This is a genomic window from Flexithrix dorotheae DSM 6795 (assembly GCF_000379765.1).
Taxonomy (GTDB): Bacteria; Bacteroidota; Bacteroidia; order Cytophagales; family Flammeovirgaceae; genus Flexithrix; species Flexithrix dorotheae.
The window spans coordinates 219,374-245,622 of record NZ_KB903454.1 but is presented as its reverse complement, the minus strand read 5'-3'; the positions used below and the strand labels follow the sequence as shown (position 1 = coordinate 245,622).

Here is a 26,249-nt window from a genome sequence, read left to right as displayed (position 1 = left end):
TTTTATGCTTAAAAATAAAAAGATACTTTTAGGAATTACCGGTAGTATCGCTGCATACAAAGCGGCACTTTTGGTAAGACTTTTAAAAAAGCAGGGAGCTGAAGTAAAAGTTGTAATGACTACTTCAGCTTCTTCTTTTATAACCCCTCTCACTTTAGCAACTTTATCTGAAAATCCGGTTTTAATCGACTTTGTGAAAGATGATTCAGGACAATGGAACAATCACGTTGACCTGGGAATTTGGGCGGATTTAATGATCATTGCTCCGGCAAGTGCCAATACTATAGCCAAAATGGCCAATGGCATTTGTGATAATTTGTTGATGGCCGTTTACCTGTCGGCCAGATGTCCAGTGTTTCTTGCTCCGGCAATGGATTTGGACATGTATGCTCACCCTGCCACACAGCAGAATATAGAAAAACTAATCAATTTTGGTCACCATATCATTGATGCAGAAAGTGGAGAATTGGCCAGCGGTTTGGTTGGGAAAGGTAGAATGGCTGAACCTGAAAATATTCTCCAAAAAATTGATCAGTTTTTTCAGAAAGACCTGCCTTTACAAGGAAAGCAAATTATGATTACGGCAGGTCCGACCTATGAATATATTGACCCGGTTCGCTATATCAGCAATGGTTCTACTGGTAAAATGGGATTTGCTCTGGCCGGTGTGCTAAATGATCTTGGAGCCGAAGTGACTATAATAAGTGGGCCAACTCATCAGGAATTACCTCATAATAATATCAGGTTGGTGAAAGTGGAGACTGCACAGGAAATGTACGAACAGGCCCTACTGTATTTTACAAGTTCAGATGTGGCTATTTTTAGTGCCGCTGTGGCGGATTATACGCCTGCGGAAAAATCTAAGGTGAAAATTAAAAAATCCACAGCCACACTGAATATTAAGCTTTCTAAAACAAAGGATATTGCAAAAGAATTGGGTAAAATAAAAAAGTCCAATCAACTATCTGTTGGGTTTGCTTTGGAAACGAATGATGAAATTGAAAACGCAAAATCCAAACTGAAATCAAAGAATTTTGACCTGGTTATTCTAAATTCTTTAAATGATAAGGGAGCTGGATTTGGATATGATACCAATCAGATTACGATGATCGATCAAAATGGGGAAATGAAAAAATTTGAATTAAAGCAAAAATCTGAAGTTGCAAGGGACATTTGTGAGGAGATTATTTCCAAATTAAAAGCATTGAATATTAGGGTGCTCTAAAATTTACCTCAAAAAAGATCATTAAATTAATAAGGTTTCATAAATTTCAGGTTCATCCGGCTTTATGAATAGATTTTTTTATTAAAAAGTAGTAATAGTGCTTATGCGTTATTTCATTTTTATTTTTTCATTATTTTTTATCCCGGCTATTTCCACTGCTCAGGAATTAAATTGTAATGTAATTCTCAATTACGAAAGAGTTCAAACTCAGCAAACAGATATGTTTCAGGGATTGGAACAGGCAATTTCCAATTTTATGAATACTACCAAATGGACTCAGGATACTTTTGATGAAAATGAAAAAATCAATTGTAACCTGATGTTGATTTTAGGAAAGAATTCATCTATTACCAATTTTACCGCCACGGTGCAGGTTCAGTCTTCACGGCCAGTTTATGGAACTGATTACGAATCTCCATTATTAAATCTATTTGACAACAGCTGGGCCTTTTCCTATCAGCCTTCCGAACCGCTGATTTACACGGAAAATACCTATGCCACGGAATTGACTGCTCTTCTGGCTTTTTATGCCTTTATTATTATAGGGTCTGATTACGATTCTTTTGCTCCAATGGGCGGGACTCCCTTCTTTCAAAGGGCCCAGAACCTGGCTTTAATTGCCGAACAAAATGGTGCACCAGGCTGGACTTCCAGTGGAGATATCAGAAACCGGTACTGGATAAGTGAAAATCTAAATAGTGCCCTATTTGAAGATTACAGACAAGCCATTTATGAATACCACAGGCTTGCCATGGATGTTTATGAAGAGGATGTAGATAAGGCCAGAAAGACCATACTGAACTGTCTCGAAAAAATTGCTAAAGTCCGAAAAGCGACTACTTCCTCTTTAATGGTTAATGCCTTTTTTGATGCAAAAGCCTCCGAATTAATCAATATTTTTTCCTCAGCCAAACAGGATGATAAGGATAAAGCGGTGGAATTACTCACCAGACTGGATCCTCAAAACTCCAGTGACTATAAGAAAATATTGAAGCAATAAGCAAATAATTCACGATAGCCATTAAATTTGAGAACTTAAATTGTGCCTTGACACCAGTTAAAGTTCGAATCTAAATCTACCAGGCTTATCATGTGGCTTAAAATTGCCCAATTTTTTAATGAAAAGTTTATTGCCTTCCTAAAATGGCGTATTCGCCATGTAAGTGACCAGCGGTTTATCCTGATTTTAAGTGTTTTTCTTGGGATTGAAATTGGGGTAATAGTTGTGGCTTTAAAGTCCTTTGTTTATTTCATAAAAGAATTTTTTGAGGGAGATTTATTCCAGGGTGTAGACAGGTTCATTATTGTGATACTGCCTATCATTGGTATTAGCCTGAGTGTTTTAGTAATTAAAATATTTGCTAAAGGCAAACTGGAAAAAGGAATCCCTTATGTGCTTTATTCTATCGGCAGGAATTCCTCTTTTATTAAAAAAATAAACCGGTTTATTCAGGCCATTACAGGAGGGTTGACAGTGGGCTTTGGAGGGTCAGTAGGGCTGGAGGGCCCGGTGGTGGTAACTGGTTCGGCCTGGGGTTCTTATTATGGAAGTTTTTTTCATTTAAATAGCCGACATACCACAATTCTTATTGGATGTGGCTCTGCGGCTGCTATTTCCGCAATTTTCAATGCTCCGGTAGCCGGGGTAATTTTTGTGCTGGAAGTCATTATTGCCAACCTGAATATAGTTTTTATTATTCCTTTATTGATTTCGGCTGTTGTTGGCACCATGGTTTCCCAATTGCTAATGGGGGAAGAAGTCCTGTTTCATTTTACTGAAATCGATCCTGTGAAGAACAGGGAATTGTTATTCTTTATCCTTTTGGGTGTGATTTGTGGGTTTCTTTCTATTTATTTCATGAAAATGATTTATCTGGTCGAAAATCAGATTGGGAAAATAAAGCAAAAAAAACAGAGGCTTTTAATTGGAGGGGGAATTCTTGGTGTTTTGATTTTATTTTTTCCCATTTTGTACGGTGAAGGATATTATGCTTTAGCCAAAATTATTCGGGGGGATGCTTATGGATTAACTGATGGTACATTTTTCGGTTTTTCTTATGGAAATGACTGGATTTTGTTAGGATTTCTTCTGGCTTCTATGTTGTTAAAAGTATTTGCCACAGGTCTAACCCGGGCTGCCGGAGGAATAGGAGGGGTATTTGCCCCATCCATGTTTATGGGAGGACTGGCCGGGTTTATTTTTGCCCGGGCACTTAATTTACTTTTCCCCGATCTTCTATTATCGGAAACCAATTTTACCCTGGTAGGTATGGCGGGAGTAAGTAGTGGAATTCTTCATTCTCCCTTAACCAAAATTTTCCTTATCGCTGAAATTACCAGAGGCTATGATTTGCTGGTTCCGCTTATGCTTCTTTCAGCAATTTCATTTGCCATCAAAATTTATTTTGAATCCCATTCTTTTTATACCAAACAATTAGCCCTAAAAGGAGATTATATAATTCATGATAAGGATAAAACAGTATTGCAGGATATCAGAATGAATGCAGTAATCGAACGGGATTTTGTGACCGTAAAGGAAGATGGCATGTTGGGCGATTTAGTAGAAGCTGTGGCCAGATCTACCAGAAATATATTTCCTGTAGTGGGGGAAGAGCGGGAATTAAAGGGGATTATTCTATTAAATGATGTCCGGAAATTAATTTTTAAATCGGAACTCTATCAGGAAAAACAAATCAAACTGCTCATGTCTAAACCTCCTGCGATTATCGATATTTCCGACTCCATGGAGGTTGTAATGGACAAATTTGATAAAACTAATGCCTGGAATTTGCCGGTAGCCAAAAATGGGAGATACGAAGGCTTTTTATCCAAGTCAAAGATTTTTTCAATTTACAGAAGTCAGTTGCGAAAGCAGACCAGGGAATTAGGTTAAATTTTCCCACTTTCTGACTTCAGCCCCATTTTTAATTTTTAAATAAAACCAGTTGGGGATTGGTGTAACCACTTATAAAATTTAATTTGATAAAAGGCTTTAATTTGCTTAATTATGTGTAATTTTTTTGGATAAAGAAGATAGATAAATTTTTAACCTGAACATTATGAAAAATAAACTGTTTCAAACTCTTCCCATCCTGCTTTTTTTAGCTACAACAATTTCTAACGCACAAACCAAATTAATTGAGAAAGTAACTAAAAAAGGAGATGAGGTAGTCATTCCCTACGAAAAATATGAACTTGAAAATGGACTGACCCTAGTCATTCATGAAGACCATTCCGATCCATTGGTACATGTGGATGTAACCTACCATGTAGGATCCGCAAGAGAAGAACTAAACAAATCCGGATTTGCCCACTTTTTTGAGCACATGATGTTTCAGGGTTCTGATAATGTGGCCGATGAGGAACACTTTAAAATTATATCAGAATCAGGTGGAACCCTTAACGGGACCACCAATCGGGACAGAACGAATTATTTTGAAACTGCACCAAGTAACCAGCTGGAAACTATGCTTTGGCTGGAATCGGACCGAATGGGCTTTTTCCTTGATGCAGTTACACAAAAAAAGTTTGAGGTGCAAAGAGCCACGGTAAAAAACGAAAAACAACAAAATTATGACAATCGACCTTATGGAAGATATTCGGAAATTTCTGCAAGCGCATTGTATCCATTTGGCCATCCGTATTCGTGGTTAACAATTGGAATTTTAGAAGATCTTGACCGGGTGGATGTTAATGACCTTAAAAAGTTTTTCATGAGGTGGTATGGTCCTAATAATGCCACTTTAACCATTGGAGGAGATGTGAATCCCAAGGAGGTAGTGAAACTCGTTGAAAAATATTTTGGAGAGATTCCAAGAGGCCCTGAGGTAGAGAATATGAAACTGGAGCCTGCTGTATTGGAAGAAGACAGATACGTTTCATATGTAGATAATAATATTCGTTTCCCGGCCCTTATTATCACCTATCCAACAGTACCCAGGTTTCATCCTGATGAAGCTCCTTTGGATTGTCTATCAGGAATTTTAGGAGCTGGTCAGGGTTCTTATTTCTATAAAAAGTTTGTGAAAACACAGCAGGCTATTCAGGCAAGTTCATTTTCCCCAGCTTCTGAACTGGCAGGAGAATTCTCCATGTTTGTATTGCCTTATCCGGGAAAGTCATTAAGTGAGTTTGAAACAGAAATCAGAGCCATATTGGATGAATTTGAAAAAGAAGGAGTAAAGGATGAAGATCTGGAAAAATTTAAAGCAGGATATGAATCCAGTACGATTAACGGATTAGCCACAGTTAGCGGAAAGGTTTCTCAATTGGCATCTTTTGAAACGTTTAGGGGAAATCCTAATTACATTAAAGAAGACCTTGAAAGATATCAAAATGTGACAAAGGAAGATGTCATGCGGGTATTTAATAAGTATATCAAAGGAAAGCATGCTGTTTATTGTAGTGTGATTGCCAACGAAGAACAGGAGCCTGCAAAACCAGATAATTTCACTCCACAAAAGGAAGGAGAAAATCCTTTCCCAACTACAGATTATTCGGGATTAACTTATAATAAAACAAAAAGTGCATTTGACAGAAGTGTCAGGCCTGTACCTGGAAAGTCACCATTGGTAAGCGTTCCCGAGTTTTGGGAAGAAACCACTGCCAATGGCATAAAAGTGATTGGAACCAAAAGTGATGAAATTCCCACAGTAGCCATACAGCTGACCATAAATGGCGGGCATAAGCTGGATGCCCACGATCCCTCCAAATCCGGATTGGCCGCTTTAACTGCTTCATTATTGGGAGAGTCAACTTCTAAAAGGAGTGCTGAGGAAATGTCTGTTACACTTGAAAAACTTGGTAGCAGTATTAATTTTTATGCTGGCAATAGCAACACTACAGTTTCAGTAAGAACTTTGAAAAAGAATTTGAAGGAAACAGTGGCATTAATGGAAGAAGCGCTAATGTCTCCCGGCTTTGTGGAAGAGGATTTTGATAAGGTGAAAAAGCAGCAATTGGAAGGTATAAAAGCATCCCAGAAACAGCCCTCTTCGATTGCCAATAATGTATACAGAAGACTCATTTATGGAGATGAACATATTTATTCGGTACCGGCAAGTGGTATTGAAGAATCGGTAGAGAATATTACGTTGGATGATGTAAAAGCATTTTATGCTAAATATTATGCACCAAATATTTCAGAGTTGGTCATTGTGGGGGATGTGACAAAGGATGAAATCATGCCTGCAATGTCATTTTTAAAAGATTGGGAGAAAAAGGAAGTGGAAATCCCTGAAACAACTGAAGCATCTTCTGTTGATAAAACTAAAATATTTTTAGTGGATAAAGTCAAAGCACCTCAATCCGAAATTAGGATTGGATATATGACAGATATGCCTTATGATGCTACAGGGGAATATTTTAAAACCTATTTGATGAACTACCCACTAGGTGGAGCTTTTAATAGCCGGATTAACCTGAATTTGAGGGAAGACAAAGGCTGGACATATGGTGCACGATCTTATTTCCAGGCTGAGGATGAGCCCGGTCCATTTACAGCTTTGGCAGGTATAAAAGCTGTAGCCACAGACAGTGCTGTTTATGAGTTTATGAAGGAAATTACCGATTACGGGAAAAATGGCATTACTGAAGATGAACTAAATTTCATGAAAAAGTCCATTGGACAAAGGGATGCCAGAAGTTATGAAGCACCCTACCAAAAAGCTAGTTTTTTAAGGAGAATTGTGCACTACGATCTGGATAAGGATTATGTGAAGGAGCAAAACAAAATTATTGATAATATCACCAAAGAAGAGATTGATGAATTGGCTAAAAAACATCTGCCTTTTGAAAAAATGAATATTTTGGTAGTGGGGGATAAAGCCTCCTTAAAAGAAAAACTTGCAGAATTAAATTACGATATTATCGAATTGAATGAGAAAGGTGAAGTAGTAAAGGATGACACTGTAATTGAAAAAGAAAATAAGTAATTAGAAACATTCTTATCTGAATTTTTAATTAATAATAAAACAGAGGGTTAATTGTCAATGGCAGTTAACCCTCAACTTTTCTTTAATATTTAGGAGAATATAATAGAAGAATAGGGATCAAAATAAGGGTTCCGAAGGTTATTCTAAAATGTTCGAGTACTTCAAAGGCAAAGTAAGGAATGAAATCACCTGTTATTGGTACAATGGACAATACGGATAAAATAAATAGTACGAGACCTGTTTGGTATCGTTTTTTACCACCGAAACATTGAACTTTCTTTGAAAGATAATAAAAGTAATCCTCTAAGCTTTCCAGGTTAGTGCTTAAAACCGTGATTTGCTTATATTTTGCCAATTCCTCAGGTTTGATGATATCAAACAAAACATCCAGTAAAGTTTTCATCATCGCCAAGTTTGCCAACCCGAAAAAATACTTAAAATAGAGCATGTAAAAAATTGAACAGCAAATGGAAGAAGTGGCTTTGCATATGATAACACTCTGAAATAGGCCTTCTTTATGTCCTAAACAATAACTTTGTGTTATTAATTTAAGATGGCTGCAAGGATAACATATGCTATAATGAAATTTATTAATCGTAAGGATTAAAGGACTTTTCTATTTTAAGTTTAAAAATTTAGCTTTGCACCCAAAAAAAATATGATTTCAAAAAAGGCATTGTTTTCTACTTTTGTGTTTTTATCAATTTCAATTGTTATCCTTTTCCTAATTAGTATACCAAACAGAGAAACCGGAATGGATGAATCCTTATTTGCTGAGCAGGTTTTCATGTTTGGTAAGGATGGTGTTTGGTTAAAAACATACCTTTTCAATGGAATGGGTCTTGATTTTGAAACCAGACAATACCATTATCACAAATTTTTCATCCTGCTGGGAGTTTTGTTTGTACAAATATTTGGTTATTCAATCTATACTTTTAAAGCTATTCCTCTATTATTTTTAATCGGCTTTACCTTCCTTGCAAAAGCCTATTTAAAGAAATTTGGGAAAGAAACGACAACAAACCTTAACATTATTTGGCTGATATGGATGGTAATCCTGCTATTCCAGCACGAGGTTTTCATGTTTTCCTTTTATTATCGGCCAGAAATTATTCTTATGACTATTGGTTTTTCTAGTTTTTATTTTTTAGAAAAATGGGTTTCAAGTCAGGATTTAAAATATTTAATTTTTTCAGCAATTTTTGCCGGCCTGAGTGCATTTACCCACCTCAACGGACTTATTTTTATTTTTGCAGGTTTTATTCTTTTATTAAACAAAAAAAAATACAAGGAAATTTTATATTTTATGCCTATTTCCGGCTTAACTGCTGCTTTTTATTTATTTGATATTTGGCACCCGGCTGATTTCTTAGCGTTTTTGGACCAGTTTAGAAATGATTATGTATTAGAAAAAGAAGACTTTAGTATTTTTACACCCTTTATTAAAATTTTTAGGGAGCACAAACGGTTTTTTCATGATTATGAAGAAGCTTTTTATTCATCCTTACTAATTCTTTGCCTTATTTTTAATTTCAAATATTTAAAGGAAAATCATTCAAATCTGTTGGTTTATTATTTAGCGCTGGTTATTGGTCTTGCTGGACTATCTCACGGAACTACCTCAAAATATGCGCTGCTTCATTTACCATTTGCCTCCTTTATTATTGCAGTATCCTTATATAGAATTTTAGCATTAGAAAAATGGCAGCAAGTTGTATTAATTATTGCTTTTTGGGGAGCCATTTTTAGCCATTTGTATAACGATCTGGGTCATACTTTTAATAAAAGAGATATAACTGCAATTAATGAGCACATTTCCTCATATTTACCAAAAGAAGAACAAAGGGTTTTGGCTGATGATATTTTTGTCTTTAACCAAATAAAAAACCATCATATTAATGGATTGCATGGATTTATGTGGTATTACAAGTTTAAAGTGAGGAAGGAACCTACTCCCGAAGACTTCTTTAATTTTGCTGAAAAGCATAATAATCAATATATTGTTCTGTACCCTGAAAGTTTCAATGATGAACTTATGGGAATGATGCAGAAAAAAGATATAGTAGAAAATAAAAACTACTTCGGATATGGGTTGTTAGAAAAAAATGAAGAGTTTGTAATATTAAAAAAACTATAAATTTATTTTGAGTACAGTCGAATAAATAAAATCCGTTATTATACCCCTTTATTTTTGCCAAGTAAGACGCGTATTGAGGTGAATAACAGCCTTAGGTAAAGAAAAAGCAAAGAACTTTACGATAAAAGGACAAAGAGAAAATGAAAGGGGGAGCAAAATAATTAGGCTTCCCTTTAACCTTACCTAAAGGGAAGCCTAATTATTTTCTTGCTCTAAAAGTTGGGACCCTGCATAAAGGTAAACTTCAAAATCTCCACTATTTTTTGCATGTTTTTAAAAAAAAATAAAGATAAATTTGTTAGAATAAACTTCCCTGCACAGAATAGTTATGAGGTTTGATTAAATCAGGTCCTTCATTTGTTGCAGAATTTACCTGCTTGGAAACAGAATAAAAACCTAAATATTTTTCTGCCGGTGGCTGTAATAGTTCAATTCTTTCATCGTCCGAAAGATCATTTTCCAACCAGTGTTGTTCATTTATTCTGGAAAGGATAGCCGGCATTCTGTCATGGATATGCGCGATTTTATGAGGAGCAGGAAGTGTTATTACAGAAAATGAATGAGTGATTTGTCCCTGAGGGTTGGTCCATTTTTCCCAAAGCCCTGCCATGGCAAAAAGGGCTCCGTCATCTAATGTAATTCTATAAGGAATTTTTTCTTTGCCAATTTTTTTCCATTCATAATAACCATCGGCAAGCACCAGGCATCGTTGCTTAGTAAAGGCAAATTTAAAAGCAGGTTTTTCTGTCACACTTTCGACTCGTGCATTTATGGTATTAAAACCAATGGCCTCATCTTTTGCCCATCCGGGAATCAATCCCCATTTATATTGTTGAATGATTTGGGGTTCGTGGTTTGTAATTATGGGAAGTAAATTTGAAGGGGCCGCATTCCATTTTTTCTCAAATGATTCTGCGGAAATTCTGGCTTCAAATCTTTTTTCTATTTCTTCTGCCTTTTTGGTTATCGTGTATCTACCGCACATTTTTCTAATTTTTGTTTTGCAACTAATGAATGAATAGTAATTTTAAATTTTATGAATCAAACCGGGAAAATGATCAAAATGATACCGGATGTTTATTTCTTTTAAAATTAAAGATCAGTTAATTTAAAAAGAAAAAATAAGATTCATTTAATTTTTGTCCTCAAATATTGCAATAGGTCGGGAGATTTTGAAAGGATAGAGAAAGTATTTTTTAACAATCAGCTACTCGGAATAGGTGGGTTGTTTCAGGGAATTTAAAAAGGACCCGACTATGTGATTTTCATAAAAAATTAAACTGATGGATTTTTTTTATAAAACGATACTGTTATTTTTTTTCATTTTCTTAATTGGATGCCAGAAAGAATCAGAACTTCAAGAGGGGAAAAAAGAAATACCAGTGATGAAAACCAGAAAAGTAATGGATGATTTTAAGTATGATTTCAAGGATCCGGATAAGAAGTATAAAATAGATAAAAAATTAAAAGAAATATCAGGGATTCATTATCTGGGAAATCATGAGTTTGCCTGTGTGCAGGATGAAAAGGGTGATATCTTTATTTATGATGTAAAGAAGGAAGAGATTGTAGAAAAAATTAAGTTTGCAGGTGATGGAGATTATGAAGATATAGAGATTATAGGGGAAGATGCTTTTATCATTAGAAGCGATGGAAGATTATTTGTTGTGAAAAACTTTAGGTCGGAAAACAGGGAAGTTAAATACGAGCAAACTCAACTGAATGACAGAAATGATGTAGAAGGATTGTGTTATGACAAGGATAGAAATGTACTTTTACTAGCCTGCAAAGGACAAGCCGGTATCAATGAAATTTTTTATTATACCAAAAGTATTTTTGAATTTGATTTGGATAGATTTGAACTGAATCCGGAACCTAAGTTTGTAATAGACAAGAGGGAACTATCAAAAAGGGCTGGAAAAAAGATTGATTTTGCACCTTCAGGGGTCGCTATTCATCCCATTTCTAAGGAAATTTATGTTTTGGGAACAGTAGGGAAATTATTGCTAAGATTATCTCCAAAAGGAAAGTTTTTGAAAGCTAAGAAATTGGATAATGATATTTTTAAACAACCAGAGGGGATTTGTTTTGAGGAGGATGGTACATTGTACATTTCCAATGAAGGCAGAGACGGAAAAGGGAATATATTAAAGTTTAATTATCAGGAAAATAAAAAGTGATGTAATTTGCGAAAATGAATTTTTTTTGATTGAAATTGTGTTTAGGAAGATTTAAATCTAATAGGGCTAAAGGGGACCTGAAGATGCGTTTTTTCCCCATTTCGGATATTACAATTATTTAAGCGGATGAATAGAAGAGCACTTTTTGAGACTTTTTCATTTAAATATTCTGGTTCACATTATTCTTTTTTGTCCCATTTTCCCTACAGGATGAAACCTTTTGTCCTTTTTGTATTTTTACTATTTTATTCTTGTTCACCAAAAGGCCCTTATTACAATAATCAGGCGAAAAACTGGAAATCTTCAGCCCCCAAAGAAAACGATATATATCATACCGTTTTTCTTATTGGTGATGCCGGGTATGCCAGAGAAAATCCTCTTGAGCCTACATTTCAATTACTGAAATCCCAAATGGATGATGTGGAAGAAAAGGGATCAATCCTTTTTCTGGGAGATAATATTTATCCAAAAGGATTACCGGAAGAGACACATCCTGACAGGTCAGAAGCGGAGCAAAGAATTAAAACGCAATTAGAATTAGTCAAAAATTTTAAAGGAAAAAAGTTTTTTGTGCCCGGTAACCACGATTGGGCAAAGGGAGGGAAAACAGGCTGGCAAAGAGTGAAATACCAGGAAGAGTTTGTAGAGAATTATCTGGAGGATAGTGATGGGGAAACCTTCCTGCCAAATGATGGCTGTCCCGGACCGGAATTAATCGAAATCAGTGAGGATATTATTTTAATTCTAATTGATACCCAATGGTGGCTTCATTATAATGAAAAACCGGGCGAAGACTCTGGTTGTGAGGCTTCAGACAAGGATCAGTTTTTAGTTCAGCTGAATGACCTTGTGAAGCAACATGAGGATAAAAAAATCATTGTAGCTGGTCATCATCCTTTTTACAGTAATGGATTGCACGGAGGACATGCACCACTTAAAAATCACCTTTTCCCCTTAACAGAATATAAGAAGAACCTATATTTCCCGCTTCCTTTTATTGGAACAGCAGCTGTTTTATACAGAACCAAATTTGGAGATATTCAGGATATCCCCCATCCAAATTACCAGTCTCTGAAAGATAATCTTGAAAGTATTTTTAATGCCCATCCAAATTTAATTTACGTGGCTGGTCATGATCATAGTCTGCAATATCTTCCTCAGGGAAATACACATTATATTGTAAGCGGGGCAGGAAGTAAAGAAACCTTTGTGAAGCACAAACCCAAAGCTCAGTTTGCTTATGCCAAAAAAGGTTTTTCCCGAATTGATTTCCATGAAAGTGGTGATGTTTGGTTGTCTTTTTATAATCCTAATGAAGATGGTTCTGCTGGAGATCTGATTTTCAGAACCAAGCTAATGGTTCAGCCCAAACCACTTCAAAAACCAAATGAGGAGTATTCAAATATCGATTTTTCGGGTAAAAAGTTAGAAAAAGCAGCCACAAAAATGTTAACTGCTGGGAAAGTAAAGAAATTCTTTTTTGGAGAAAACTATCGAACCGAATGGGCTCAGGAAATTAATAATGTGCCTGTTTTTGATATTGGAAAAGAACATGGAGGATTGGAAATCTTAAAAAGAGGAGGGGGAATGCAGACCATTTCCCTGAGAATGGAAGCAGAAAATGAAAAACAATATGTTTTAAGGTCCATTCAAAAATACCCGGAGGCTGCCGTTCCCATTGAACTAAGAGGAACCCTGGCTGCAGATGTAGTAGAGGACCAAATTTCCGGCTCCCATCCCTATGGCGCCCTGGTCATTCCTGCTTTGGCCAACCCTTTGGGTGTTTATCATACCAATCCCCAACTGGTCTATTTACCGGATGATCCCAGGTTCAGGATTTACAGAGAAGATTATAAGGATGGTTTGTATTTGTATGAAGAAAGACCGGATGATGACTGGCGGGATGCTGACTTTTTCGGGAATTCCAAAAAGATTGAAAGTACAGCCAAAACCATAAAAAAGACTAGGGAGGATAATGACGATATTATAGATCAAAAACATGTGCTAAAATCCCGGATTTTTGACCTGTGGATTGGAGACTGGGACAGGCATGAGGACCAATGGAGATGGGCTACATTTGAAGATAAAGAGAAAGGTATTAAAATGTACCAACCCATTCCCAGAGACAGGGATCAGGCTTTTTTTAATGCTGATGGGCTGGTCATGGCTGTTGGAACAAGAAAATGGGGAATGAGGAAGTTTCAGGGGTTTAAACATGAAATTAGGGACCCTGCAGGCATGGGCTTCAATGCCAGGTATTTCGACAGGTCTTTCCTGACAGAACCTGATTTGCAGGACTGGATGGAGGAAGTGGAGAAAATTCAGGAAATTATGACTGACTCCATTATTGAAGCTGCAATTAAAGGATTTCCTCCGGAAATTTACCAACACAGTGGGGAGGAGATCATTTCCAAATTGAAATCCAGAAGAGATGGGTTGAAGGAATCTTCCAAATTACTGTATCTTTCTCTGGCAAAGGAAGTGAATGTATTAGGCAGTGATAAGCACGAATTGTTTAAAGTAGAACGACTTGATGATGAAAAGACCAGGGTAAGGGTTTGGAAAATTAAGAAAGATGGAGAGCGCAAACACAAAATGTATGACAGGGTATTTCTTAAAAATGAAACGAAAGAAATCCGGTTGTATGGTTTTGATGGAGAAGACAGGTTTGAGCTGGAAGGAGAGGTGAACAAAGGCATAATAGTAAGAATAATTGGGGGAAAGGATTTTGACCGGATTACCAATAAATCGAACGTGAAAGGTATTTGGGATCATACCTATATTTATGACAAAAAAGATAAAAATGAAATTGAGTTTGGGAAGGATAGCCGAAATGAATTAAGCAATAAAAGCGAAGTTAATGAATATAACAGAGAGGAGTTTCAATATAATTTTTTTGGTCCTTTAGCCTACTTTAATTTCAACCCGGATGATGGGCTTTTTATTGGTGCCGGATTTTTAAGCAAATCCTACGGTTTTAGAAAAGATCCATTTAAACAAAAGCACCAAGTTCGGGGTAATTGGGCTCCAAAAACCAATTCATTTAATCTGCAGTATGATGGAGAATTCATTGAGTTGCTGGGGTCTTTGGATTTGGTATTATTGGCTGATTTTAAATCACCAAGTTTTGTGGATTTTTTCTATGGACTGGGCAATGAAACAAAAAATGAAATTGAGGAAAAAGGGAAACGATATTATGCAGTGAGATATAACCAAATCGAGTTTTTCCCTTCTTTAAGAAAAAGATGGCTGGAAGATAAAATTGAACTTTCAATTGGAGGCTACTACAGGAGTATCGAATTAAGGGATGAAAGGGATGAATTTCCAAATCGTTACCTCTACAATGAATACATAGAAACAGTTGGGGAAGAAGCTGCAAATAATATTCTGGGAAAGCAAAAATCCTATCTTGGTGCTTACACGAATTTGGAAATGGACTTTAGGGATAATGAACATCTACCCTTTAGAGGATTTTATTTTAACCTGGTTGGAGGAAGTATTCGGGAAACTGAAAATGAGGAAGGCACACCTAACGAAATTAATTATGAACATTTAAGGGCGAATCTTGCACTGTACTTAGGAGTTGGTCACCGATTTAGGACTGTTTATGCCACCAGAGTAGGAACGGCCTGGAATTTTGGTTCTTATCAGGATATTTACCAATCCAATAAACTAGGTGGATTAAGAAACCTTAGGGGGCACAGAAGAATGAGGTTTTCGGGTGATAAAAGTTTCTATTGGAATAATGACATCAGGTTTAAGTTATTCAATCTCAGAAGTTTGATTATCAACGCTCAGGTGGGAATAAATGGATTTTACGATCTAGGAAGAGTATGGGTAGATAATGATCCTTCTACCGAAAATGGAAGTTCCATAAAATGGCATAATGGCAAAGGTGTAGGGCTTTGGATGGCTCCCTTCGATAAAACAGTAATTGCCTTCGACTTTTCATTTTCAGAAGAAGAAAGCTGGTTACCCTTCCTAAGGTTTGGGTTTTTATTTTAATTTAAGTAATGATTCAAAATTAATCGTGTTTTTTTTGCTATAAAAGACTGATAGAGAGATTATTGTTTCTCGGTAATAATAGTTCCCGGTGCTCCACACCCGGTGTGGAGCACGGGTGCTTATAATGCCAAAAAAGCCAACAGCTTTTTAATATGAAGAACTGTTGGCTTTTATATTTTCTTAGCCTGTATATTTAGTTAGCAGTGAACTTTTCTACTTTATTTTGCACCGGGTTGATAGTTTGCAAATAGGTGAAAATTGCTCCGAGATCTTTTTCTGGCAAACTGGCATAGTAAGTCCAGGGCATGAATGTATTGTATTCATTTTCAGGGACTTCATAGGCAACGAATCCAGAATCTGCATAACTTTTAAATTTTTGAATAAACTGTGCTTTAGTCCACTTTCCTATGCCTGTTTCCAGATCAGGAGTTATATTAGAAGACCTGACAACTCCACCGGTTTCCAAGGGAAATTCCATTCCCCCGGCATAGGCCATTTCCTCAATGTATTGCCCTTGTTCTTGTTTGGTATGGCAATCGTAACAAGCTGCTGCAGTTAAAAGGTATTTTCCATATTCCACCTCATTTCCCGGATCGAGCTTTAGTTGGTGTTGGCCTTCAGTAGGCATGGTATTCACGATGATATTTAGCGGGAAATCCAGCTCTCTTTCAGGAACTTCATTTTCTTGTGGTTCTAGTGTTCTCAAATAGGCAATTACTGAATAAATATCTTCTTTTTCCAACTGACCATAGGTGAGATAAGGCATTATGGGAAAAAGTGGTGAGCCATCTTTGCTTACTCCATTTGTAATTGCCCTGTAAATTTCCCCATCAGACCAGTCTTGTAATTTGGTAATATTTGGAGCATATAATTCTCCGGGAAATCCCATGGAATGTGACCATTTTTCACCACCACCACCTCTGGTGTTCACAAAAGTTGGTCCGGTGAATTTACTCCAATCCCGCTGGGCATGGCAGTCCATGCAGCCCATTAATTTATTTGCCAGATAATCTCCCCGTTCAATTCTTTCCGGGGTAAGTTCTACTTTAAGCTCTGGGGGATCAATGGAGGGAAGAAATATTAAGAGGTAGCCAATAAAAGCTAAAATCAGTAACAGCAACCCTGCAACTACCGATAAAGTAATTTTGATTAGTTTTTTCATAAAAAATTGATTAGCAGTTAGTTTTTCGTAATGTAGCAAATTTGGCTAATAGAAAGCAAGGAGTCACCCCCAAAAAAGGGGATAATTTGTAGGTTGATGCTTTGTTTTTACTGAAAAATGAGGCTTCCCTGGGGGAGAATGTTCTTTGAAAAACAAAATAGAATGGGATTTGGAATAAGCTTTATAGCCTATGAAACTAAATAATTTGTAGAAAAGAGCTTTCCCAAATAAAAATTATTTGGGCGAAGCGGCAAACTTCGCCCAGCTTTGTTCACGGAAAATGAAACTATTATAATTTAAAAAGCTTCAAACAATTTTCATCAGTTACCTGGCTTACTTCCTCAACACTAATATTTTTTAAAGTGGCAATCCTTTCTGCGATTATTGGAATGTAAGATGGTTCATTTCTTTTACCTCTGTGTGGCACTGGAGACAGGTATGGACTATCCGTTTCCAGCAAAAGGTGTTTCAAATCAATTTCGGGAAGTACTTTGTCCATTCCCCCATTTTTAAAAGTAGCTACACCGCCAATACCAAGATAAAATCCCATTTCAGTAATCCTGTTGGCATCTTCCACTGTCCCCGTGAAACAGTGTACCACACCTGTTAACTGATCATCCTTAAGCTTTTCCAATAACTCGATGGTTTCCTGCATGGAATCCCTGGTATGCACTACAATGGGCAGCTGATGCTTTTTAGCCAAATCTACCTGAATCGTGAACGCCTCCTTTTGTTGCTCGAAAAATTGCTTGTCCCAATACAGGTCAAGTCCCATTTCGCCTACAGCCGTAAACTTTCTTTTGTCAAGCCATTCTTCTACCAGATACAATTCCTTTTCAAAATGTTTATCCACAGAGCAGGGGTGAAGGCCCATCATGGAATGGCATTGCTGCGGGTACTTCAACTCCAGTTCCATCATTTTATCAATAGACTTATGATCAATATTGGGCATGAAGATTTTATGTACATTCTGATCAAAAGTTCTGGCTAAAACATCGTCAATATCTGCTTTGAATTTGTCTGAATATATATGAGCATGACTATCTATCATGGTTAATTTTTTTTCTGATTATGGATTAATTTTAAATTTTGGCAAAAGTAATACAAGAAGGGGACTATACGAATTGAAAAGGTGTTTGATAAACTTTTGCAGGTAAATACTCGTTTAAAGACTGGTAATTTACTTTTTAGATTTATTCAATTTTTTAAATAAATTTGGGTTTGAGAATCCAAAATGAATTTTTTTATAATCATTTATCCGTCAGCCAGACACAACAACTAAACTTATGAAAAGAATCTCAATATTATTAGCGGTTCTATTTACCGCCACAGCCTTTGTGCTTAAACAGGATAATGGAGGGAAATTTCGTAGCTTAAAAAATAATGATTTTGCAAGAGGGGAAAGATTTAAATATGTAGCGCATTATCTTGGAATTAATGGTGGGGAAGCGGTAGTAGAGCTGGATAAAAACTTATATGATGTTAATGGAAGAAAATGCTACAGGGTAAATGTGGATGGAAAAACAACCGGAGTAGCTTCATGGCTTTACAATGTAAATGACCGATGGGGCTCTTATATTGATACCGGTGCAGTTACTTCACATAAATTTTACCGAAATATTGAAGAAGGCAAAAACTATAAACTGGATGAAACCATCATCTTCGATCATAAAAACAAGATTGGGAAATTAGTGCAAACCATGCCTGATAAGGAAGAAAAAAAACAATTTGAATTTCCCGATTATCCTCAGGATATGGTAAGTGGGTATTATTACCTGAGAACTATCGATTTTGATAAGAAATACGAAGGTGATACCATTCAGATGTATGGGGTTTATGAGGATTCTGTTTACGATATGAAAGTTCGCTATCTGGGTAAGGAAGTTTTGAAAACCAACTTTGGAAAAATCAATTCTTTTGCACTTTCCCCAATTATGCCAGAAAATGAATTGTTTGATGGTGGGGATGCGATTAAATTCTGGGTATCGGATGATAAAAACCGTGTGCCTTTATTAATTAAAGCCAAGATGTTTATTGCCAATGTGAAAATTGAATTGGTAGAACACGCTGGACTTAAGCACGATTTTAATTTTGCGGAGGACTAAAGTTTTATTCTTCAATAATAAAAACAAAAAAGCCACATGAAATAGTGGCTTTTTTGTTTTCGGATGAAAAGAAAATTATTCAAACTTCTCTCTGAGTCCGGCTTCAAGATAATTGGAGTGTTTCTTTAAAATGGAGTGTACTGTTATTTCAAATACGAACTCTTTTTCTGTTTCCTCTTTAAAAGAAATTACAGGTGGTTTTTTAAACGAACTCCAAGGAGAGTTTAAAATAAAAACTTTAATATTCCTGCTTGTTTCTTCCTTTGAGTATTTCTTCCTGGCTTTTAAGTGTATTTTTGAATGTTCTGAACTTTCAGCTTTGGAAACTTCTGTCACAATGCTGTTGGCAATCCTTGAATAGGGAATACTTGCAATATCACCACCTAGGGTTTCTACCTTTAAAAAAGTGTGGCCAAATCGGATTATTTTTCCTGATACCTCACTAGTTTGGATAATCTGGTTAAGTTTTAAATCATTTTGAAGACGGAAAATGACCCCGGCAATAAAATCCTTAATTAAATAAAGGGAAATAAAAATGGCAAGGATTAAAATCAGGGTAAAATTGAGATAAGGATAAAAAGGTTTTTGGCCCATGGTGAATTGACAAGCCCAAAAAAGGTAGCCAACCAATAATACAAACTGTACGATAAAAACAAACTGTTTTGCTTTTTTCCATTTTCGGCTGAGATAGGTAAACTTTCTCAGTAAAATTTCCAGTAATTTTCCGATGAGGAAAAGTCCAATTCCCACTAATATCAAAACAATTAGATTCATGCCTTAAATAATTCCTTTTTGTTTTAAAATTTTGATGATTAAGAACTCCACATAGGGATTAATAATGAGAATTTCAGATTTATTCTCCTCCACCAGGCCTGTCCTTTTAATGTTTTCAATTAAATCTTTAATTTCTTCCTGTGGTATGCCCAAAATTCTCCTTAATTTCGGATAGGTGAGTCTTTTGTGCAGGATAAAGTTTTCCAGTATGATAAGCCATTCAGGTTTCATTTTATCCAGTACATCTATTTCTGGGCTTTCAGGAGGTACAATTTCTATGGTATTGAGATAAACCTTTTCTATGGCAGAAATCCAGGTATTGAGGGCAACTCCCGGATTTCCCTGAGAATAATTGAAAAACTTATTGAATAAATTCGCCATTTTTATTTCAGAAATATCCTCTTCTGATTTTTCATTCAGGCTAAATTTAATCCCACTGGATTGATGACGGGAAATGACCAGGTTTTTCAGGCTTTCCGCATCAAATGGCGTAAAACGCATAACTTCCGTAAAACTCTCCTGAAAGGTGCAAAGTTGATTTAATAGCTCAAAAGTGAAAGGATTCATATTCACCAAAAAGAAAAACTTGTGGCCATAATCATAAATCAATTGCTTTACCAAAAGGACTACTTCCAATCCTTCCTGTTGTCTTTCCCACCACATTTCCATATCGTGGATAATGAATGCCGAGCCTGCAGGAACCCGGTTGAGGATTAGCTCCAAAGGTCCGTCAATCTGGGTGACTTCCTGAATGGTATTCACAAAATCCTTTGAATGTACTGATCCTGATTTTGGAGGAAAAATGTGAAATGTTTTTTCTTTTTTAAACAACTTTGTGCTGATATGTCGACAAAAGGCCGTCTTACCAGAATTGCGCTCTCCCAATAATAATACTCCTCCGGGAACACCTCTTTGCAGGCGATTGAAGGATTTTTTCAACAACTCTTCTTCCTTTTTTCGGGAGATCCAAAAATCGTCACTGATACTGGACCTGCCACTGAATAGATTTTTGTAATAATGAGGAAGGTTAGCCAACACTTCTGCATCCGGACTGACCACCTCTACTAAATCCAGAATTTTGCCATTAAGTGGTCGAAGTTGTTCATCTTCAATTAGTTTTTTGGCCAGCAAAATTCCCCCGCTTCTGGAATATAATAATTTTGCAGAAAAATTTCTGATAGTTTCCTTAATCTCCTCCCTGAAAGCTCCAAATTTCGAAAGCACTCTTTTGCTTTGATAGTCTCTTAAGAACTGCACAAATTCCCCTGCACTTTCTACAATCGTATAAGATGTTAAAGGCTGAAAAGCACTTTCAATATTTTCCTGTATTTTTTGATGTAGTACACTTTTGATTTCCTTCAATTCATTTTCTTCTGATTGAATTTTTTGGAGTGTTCTTTCTTTAATATCGCCATTGGTTTTTCCGACATCATCATTTTCAGCATCAATGTTTTCCATATTAAACCTCATCAGACTTAAATGGTCTTTAATGCCCAGCATTTTATTTTTAATGCTTTCATTTACATCTTCAAAATAATCCTGAGTTGGCCCAAAAAACCTGGATTCCATAAAATGATTGGTGATTCTGGCCGCTGGAATATTGGCCACTTCATCCATTTGGTTCTCGGATTTTTGTCCTGTAAGGGAAGTGTGCTCAGAAATTGAAGGAGACGCGATGGTAATAGATTCCGGAAGTGACTGGATTAATTTTCCAATTTCTTCCTGTTTTTCAGCAAAGCCATGTAGCAGGTTAATGGATTCACTTTCAAAATCCAGTTTTAGTTCCGGCAAAGATTCATTCGAGCTCTTTTTTACCGTTTTCTTTACCGCCTCAATTTCCTTAATTACCTTATTATCAAGAAGCATATTCATTTCCCTGAGGTAATCGTCCATTTCTTCCTTTATCCTGCTTTTTGTGCCTGCCATCACAGTTTCCAGGAAGATTTTATTGGTGAAATTGTTCACCTCCTCATACCATACCTCGGGAAAATCAGTGATGTCGGTTTCCAGTTTTTTATAAAAGGTTTTTCCCTTACGTTTTTCTTGGATTAATGTATTGATATTCAGTTGTTCCATACTGCTTACCATAAGTTGGAGGTTTTTCCTAAACTCTACCTGTAAGCGGTTCTGAAACAATTTCATATCTTTTCCCTGATTTTCAATCAGGTTTTGAGTAAGGCTTTCAATGGCTGCTTTTTTCTCCTCCAAAATGGAGGTGCCACTTTCTGTAGAAAGTTTCTTTTCCAGTTCATCAAAAAGATCATTTATCAGATTATTGAACTTTTTAATTCCCGATAAATATTCCATCGAAAGTCTGTCGAATTCTTCAAGGAAGGCATTAAAAAACAAAAATCTATTGTCCTGCAAATAATATCTGGCTATTTGCCTGTAACTAATCAGTAAATTTATGCTGTGCTTGGCAAAAGGATTACCTGCTCTTTTTCGTATTTTAAGGGTTTTTAATCCAAATGGATCGTCTTTTTTCAGCATAAAATCCTCTTTATTAAAAGGCACATTGAATCCTTTCGGAAATCTTAAAATATCACTTTTCAACCTGGAAATATACCAGTTAATTCCGTTTGTTAAGGCTTCCCTCTGCTGTTCTAAGGCCTGATTCTGCAAACTTTCTAGCAATTTCCTTGACCTGAAATAGAAATCATTTTTGGCTTTGTAAAATGCCCGGGTTCTTCTGTAGGAATCTTTGTAGGCGATTGCTTTTTTCAACAAACCAAATAAGGCAGAAGTTACGGTTTCCAGCTCTTTATTTAACCTGGCATTTTCCTGAAAATAGGGAACAAATGTTTTCTGAAATAAGAGTTCCAAAACTTTTTGACCATTGGTGTCAATTTTTTTGACTTCGTTATTGATCACTGGATATTTGGATTGCTGGAGTTCGGGCAAAACCAGTATTTCCTGGCCAAAACTATCTGCCAGATTTAATAAGTTAGATTCTTTTTCAAAACCAAGGGAATATTCCTCAAAAGAGCTGGATGCGTGTAGTATTAGGGTAGTTCCCAGATGATTGATCAGGTGATTGATTTCGGCAATGGTTTCATTTATTTTTTGGTAATGTTTATCCTGTATCCCAATTACCGTAAGGTCTGTGTTTCCCGATTCATTTAAAATGATTTCAGGTTTCGGTAATTTATCTACCGCATTATTAATGATTTTTATTTCCATATCTACCCGGTAATTATCCAGGATTTTTTCAATAGATTTAAATACAGTATCTTTTTGAAAAGAGACATTGGCTATTACCAAAAGTCGAATTTTTACGGATTTCCATTGGTCTCCGGAAGTGATATGCCTGATGAGGTTGATGCTTAAAGCCAGGTTCCTTCCCATACCACTCCACCAGATATCTATGGTTTTGTGTGCCCCAAATTTCTTTTCAGGCTGGTAATGTAGGAAAATGGCATTGTAATTATTGAGCTCGAAACTTTTAACTGCACTCACGAACTTTTCCTTATTTTTTTCCTGTTTGCTCCAACCCATTAATACGGTGTTAGGTTGTACTCCGGAAAATCCGTAGAGCCGGGATACTTCATCAATCCCCGAATAAATGTCTTTGCAAAAATGCTTGTGATTAAAGTATCTTCCTTTGGTGGCTCCTTCGGTAAGAATTGGCTTAGCCTTAGCCAACATTTCTCCATCAGACTGAATGAGTTCGAATCCTGTTAAAATGCCCAGTTTCCCTGCTACAGCCTGTCCCATTTCTACCAGATGAGGCCTGGCTTCATCCTTTCCCTTAAACATGATGATATTTGGCCTCCAGTTTCTGGCATGCAGATTAGTCTGATCAAGGCGTTCCAGACCGGTTTTTACCAGAGAGGCCCAAACTCCACTCCAAGCATCTCCCGATTCCAGGTTCAGTTCCCTTCTTTTTAAGAAAAGGAATAAAGCCCCCAGAATTAAAGTTGCTCCCAGCATAGCCAAAAAGTCCAGTTGAATCATTACAATGATACAGGCAACTGCACCAAGTAAGCTAACCCAGATAGGGGTTTTAAACTCCGGACGAAAATCGGCACTGGTCCAGGCCTCAAAAGCGCAACTGAGGTTTAAGAATCCGTAAGTAGTAATGAAAAATATTGAAACGATTCTGGCGATTACATCCAGTTCTCCTATCAAAATTCCGAACTCGGCAATAGCAAAAGTGAGCAAAAGTGCATTTCTGGGCTCATTGGAAGCACCAACACCTTTTGCAAATATTTTCCAGCTAATTTTATCCACTGCAGTGGCCTGCAGGATTCTTGGCGCTCCCAAAATACTCCCTAATGCAGATGATAAAGTGGCGCCCCAAATTCCGGCTACCACTAACTGGGGAATCCAGGAAATTTTCAATAAAACCTGAGAATCATTGGCCAGTAAATTGGCATCCACCGTGTATGAAAAGAAAAAAGCCAGGGCAATGTAAACCACAAATCCTACTATTATGGCACTGATCGAACCAGTTGGAATAGATTTTTTAGGATCCTGTAAATCCCCCGACATGGAAACTCCTGCTTCAAACCCCGTTACTGCCGGGAAAAAGATTCCAAATAAAACCATTAGGGGCACTGTGGATGAATTAGAAGAAATTAATGGTTCGGTAGGCTGATATTCGTGCTGCCCAAAGATGATGGATATTAAGGATAAAATAATGGCAGCCATAATGAAGTACTGTGTTTTTATGGCCAATGAAGTACTTATAAAAGTAATGGTAGTTACTGCAATCAGTATTAAAGTTCCTGTTATCCGAATGGCATCCTTAGTTACTTCAAAATCGAAATAATTTAAAAAACTCTCCGAAAATCCTATCAGGTATAAACTGACACTGAAGGAAAGCCCAACAAAAAGTGCAAGTCCTAAAGTGCCTCCAATGGGCAATCCTAAACTCCTGGAAATCATGTAGTAAGTACCTCCTGCTTCAACCTTTTTATCGGTGGCAATAGAGGAAACACTTAGCCCGGTGGTGGCAGAAATAATATGTGCAATTACAATAATACCAATAGTAGCCATTAAGCCTGATTCCCCAATAATCATGGGCAGCCTTAAATACATGATTACCCCCAGAATGGTAAGAATAGAGGGGGTAAAAACGCCACCAAATGTTCCGAATTTTTTTAGTTTGCTCATTAATGAAATCCAGCTTCTATACTAATTTATCCTCTAAACCTCATGTTTTAAGGTTTGTTTAATTTAAAATACTTTTGAGCCAGAGGATTAAAAAATCTTCATCTAATTTTAAGTGCTCAAATTACAACATAATTTGTGAGTGCTAATAATAAAAAAGTTACTTTTTTCTGAAAATATTCTTTAAAAAGTGACAATTACATTAATTTTCGTCTATATAATTAGTTTGATTTTTTACCTTAAAATACTTCTTTAAAATCAGATTAGCCTTTATTATACTTTTTTAAAATTTTGTGGAAATGGTTGTAGATAATTCATATTTGTTGGTTATTTCAGTTTGCGTGATCATTATTCTGTCATACATTTTCAACCAGGTGGCCAAAAAAACCAATGTGCCCAGTGTGCTTATGCTGATTGCCCTGGGGGTGGGGATAAAGGAAGCCTTAAAATATTTCAATATTTCTTTGGGTAATCATGTTTTCGATATTTTGGAAATCATAGGGATTGTAGGGTTGATAATGATAGTATTGGAAGCAGCTCTCGACCTGGAATTGAAAAAAGAAAAAGCACCATTAATTATTAAGTCTTTTTTGGTTGCTTTTTTTGCCTTAATTGTGTCCTCAGGATGCATTGCCTATATCATTCACAGGGTTTTACTTTATGATATTTTTATTTCTCTTTTATATGCTGTTCCGCTTTCCATTATGAGTAGTGCGATTATTATTCCCAGTGTGGGCTCACTGGTGGACAGCAAGAAGGAATTTCTGATTTACGAAAGCACTTTTTCGGATATTCTGGGCATTATGGTATTTTATTTTCTTCTGGGAAGCACAGAAGCAAGTGGTACAGGTTCGATTGTAGTGGGAATTGTAGTGAATATTTTAGCCACAGTTGTTTTGTCAGTGGTAGCGAGTTATGCCATTGTTTTACTTTTCCAGCGGATGGAGTCTCAGGTGAAATTATTTTTGCTGATTGCAGTTCTGGTGTTGCTTTATGCTGTGGGGAAAATGTTCCATTTATCTTCCCTGGTAATTATTCTTGTTTTTGGGTTGTTGCTCAATAATTACAAGGTCTTTTTTAAGGGAAAACTCAAATCACTTTTAAAGGAATCTGCTTTAAAATTGGTAATTCATGAATTGCATATTGTGACCTTTGAAACAGCCTTTATTGTACGTACTTTCTTTTTTGTAATATTTGGAATTACCCTGGATCTGCTTTCTCTTCTGGATGTTCAAACAGCTTTAATTAGTTTGTCTATTGTAGCTACTTTATTTGTTATCCGGTTTTTAATGCTGAAAATTTTTGGCAATAAAAGTATTTTACCAGAGCTGTTTGTGGCCCCTAGGGGATTAATTACTATTCTTTTATTTTTTGCCATTCCAATAGAATTTCAGCAGGAAAGCTTCAGTTCCGGGATCTTGTTATTTACCATTTTACTCACCAGTTTAATCATGACCATGGGATTGATATTTAAGGGGCGTGAATCAGAATATGTGGAAGAATTAAACTTTACTGATTGGGAAGAACTGGATAAGGAAATAAAAGTAGTTTCTGCTAAAAATATGGAAGAAACTACTTGAGAGTTGGCTAGAGAAAATGCTTCAAAAGTCATTACA

Annotated in this window: 15 protein-coding genes; 9 read left to right on the top strand and 6 right to left on the bottom strand. The window is 36.3% G+C overall.

The genetic code is table 11. The features are described from left to right. The first annotated feature begins 4 nt into the window (after positions 1-4). From coaBC to A3EM_RS0123125, 4 genes are all read left to right on the top strand, one after another. The gene (coaBC, locus tag A3EM_RS0123145; RefSeq protein WP_020530639.1) at positions 5-1,225 is read left to right on the top strand and encodes a bifunctional phosphopantothenoylcysteine decarboxylase/phosphopantothenate--cysteine ligase CoaBC; all 1,221 of its coding nucleotides are present in this window, start codon (positions 5-7) and stop codon (positions 1,223-1,225) included. A gap of 103 nt (positions 1,226-1,328) precedes the next feature. Further along, positions 1,329-2,225, top strand: a complete 897-nt coding sequence (gene porD / locus A3EM_RS0123140) for a type IX secretion system protein PorD (protein WP_020530638.1) — start codon at positions 1,329-1,331, stop codon at positions 2,223-2,225. Between the two features lie 90 nt (positions 2,226-2,315). After that, positions 2,316-4,118, top strand: a complete 1,803-nt coding sequence (locus A3EM_RS0123135) for a chloride channel protein (protein WP_020530637.1) — start codon at positions 2,316-2,318, stop codon at positions 4,116-4,118. A 166-nt stretch (positions 4,119-4,284) separates the two neighbouring features. Beyond that, positions 4,285-7,158 carry a M16 family metallopeptidase gene (locus A3EM_RS0123125; protein ID WP_020530636.1) on the top strand — a complete coding sequence of 958 codons (2,874 nt, stop codon included), beginning with the start codon at positions 4,285-4,287 and terminating at the stop codon, positions 7,156-7,158. A gap of 82 nt (positions 7,159-7,240) precedes the next feature. Here the strand turns inward: A3EM_RS0123125 and A3EM_RS0123120 are convergent, their stop codons facing one another. Beyond that, positions 7,241-7,564, bottom strand: coding sequence for a hypothetical protein (locus A3EM_RS0123120; RefSeq protein ID WP_157638042.1), 324 nt, complete (start codon positions 7,562-7,564; stop codon positions 7,241-7,243). A 252-nt stretch (positions 7,565-7,816) separates the two neighbouring features. Here A3EM_RS0123120 and A3EM_RS0123115 point away from each other — a divergent pair, with 252 nt between their 5' ends. Continuing rightward, complete coding sequence (locus A3EM_RS0123115; RefSeq protein ID WP_020530634.1) at positions 7,817-9,295, top strand: ArnT family glycosyltransferase; 1,479 nt, start codon at positions 7,817-7,819, stop codon at positions 9,293-9,295. Positions 9,296-9,593: 298 nt separating this feature from the next. On the opposite strand, the gene A3EM_RS0123110 is transcribed toward A3EM_RS0123115, so the two are convergent. Continuing rightward, entirely contained in the window at positions 9,594-10,280 is a 687-nt protein-coding gene (locus tag A3EM_RS0123110; protein ID WP_020530633.1) for an SOS response-associated peptidase, read from the bottom strand. Positions 10,281-10,680: 400 nt separating this feature from the next. On the opposite strand from A3EM_RS0123110, the gene A3EM_RS0123100 reads away from it, so the two are divergent. Together A3EM_RS0123100 and A3EM_RS0123095 are read left to right on the top strand one after the other, a co-directional pair. Then, positions 10,681-11,475 carry an SdiA-regulated domain-containing protein gene (locus A3EM_RS0123100; protein ID WP_157638041.1) on the top strand — a complete coding sequence of 265 codons (795 nt, stop codon included), beginning with the start codon at positions 10,681-10,683 and terminating at the stop codon, positions 11,473-11,475. Positions 11,476-11,685: 210 nt separating this feature from the next. After that, positions 11,686-15,480: a metallophosphoesterase gene (locus A3EM_RS0123095; RefSeq protein WP_211212009.1), complete on the top strand. Its 3,795-nt coding sequence runs from the start codon at positions 11,686-11,688 to the stop codon at positions 15,478-15,480. 193 nt (positions 15,481-15,673) lie between these two features. Here A3EM_RS0123095 and A3EM_RS0123090 read toward each other — a convergent pair whose 3' ends face one another. Continuing rightward, positions 15,674-16,642, bottom strand: coding sequence for a c-type cytochrome (locus A3EM_RS0123090; protein ID WP_020530629.1), 969 nt, complete (start codon positions 16,640-16,642; stop codon positions 15,674-15,676). Positions 16,643-16,931: 289 nt separating this feature from the next. Further along, positions 16,932-17,693: a TatD family hydrolase gene (locus A3EM_RS0123080; RefSeq protein ID WP_020530628.1), complete on the bottom strand. Its 762-nt coding sequence runs from the start codon at positions 17,691-17,693 to the stop codon at positions 16,932-16,934. A 235-nt stretch (positions 17,694-17,928) separates the two neighbouring features. Here A3EM_RS0123080 and A3EM_RS43415 point away from each other — a divergent pair, with 235 nt between their 5' ends. Further along, positions 17,929-18,747: a DUF3108 domain-containing protein gene (locus tag A3EM_RS43415; protein WP_020530627.1), complete on the top strand. Its 819-nt coding sequence runs from the start codon at positions 17,929-17,931 to the stop codon at positions 18,745-18,747. A gap of 75 nt (positions 18,748-18,822) precedes the next feature. Here the strand turns inward: A3EM_RS43415 and A3EM_RS0123070 are convergent, their stop codons facing one another. Both A3EM_RS0123070 and A3EM_RS46150 read right to left on the bottom strand, forming a co-directional pair. Further along, positions 18,823-19,521, bottom strand: a complete 699-nt coding sequence (locus A3EM_RS0123070) for a mechanosensitive ion channel domain-containing protein (RefSeq protein WP_020530626.1) — start codon at positions 19,519-19,521, stop codon at positions 18,823-18,825. 3 nt (positions 19,522-19,524) lie between these two features. Next, on the bottom strand, positions 19,525-24,636 hold the full coding sequence (locus A3EM_RS46150) for an APC family permease (protein ID WP_020530625.1): 5,112 nt from the start codon (positions 24,634-24,636) through the stop codon (positions 19,525-19,527). Between the two features lie 296 nt (positions 24,637-24,932). Here A3EM_RS46150 and A3EM_RS43405 point away from each other — a divergent pair, with 296 nt between their 5' ends. Continuing rightward, a complete protein-coding gene (locus tag A3EM_RS43405) occupies positions 24,933-26,213 on the top strand; it encodes a cation:proton antiporter domain-containing protein (RefSeq protein WP_020530624.1) in 1,281 nt (426 codons plus the stop codon). Positions 26,214-26,249: the final 36 nt, after the last annotated feature.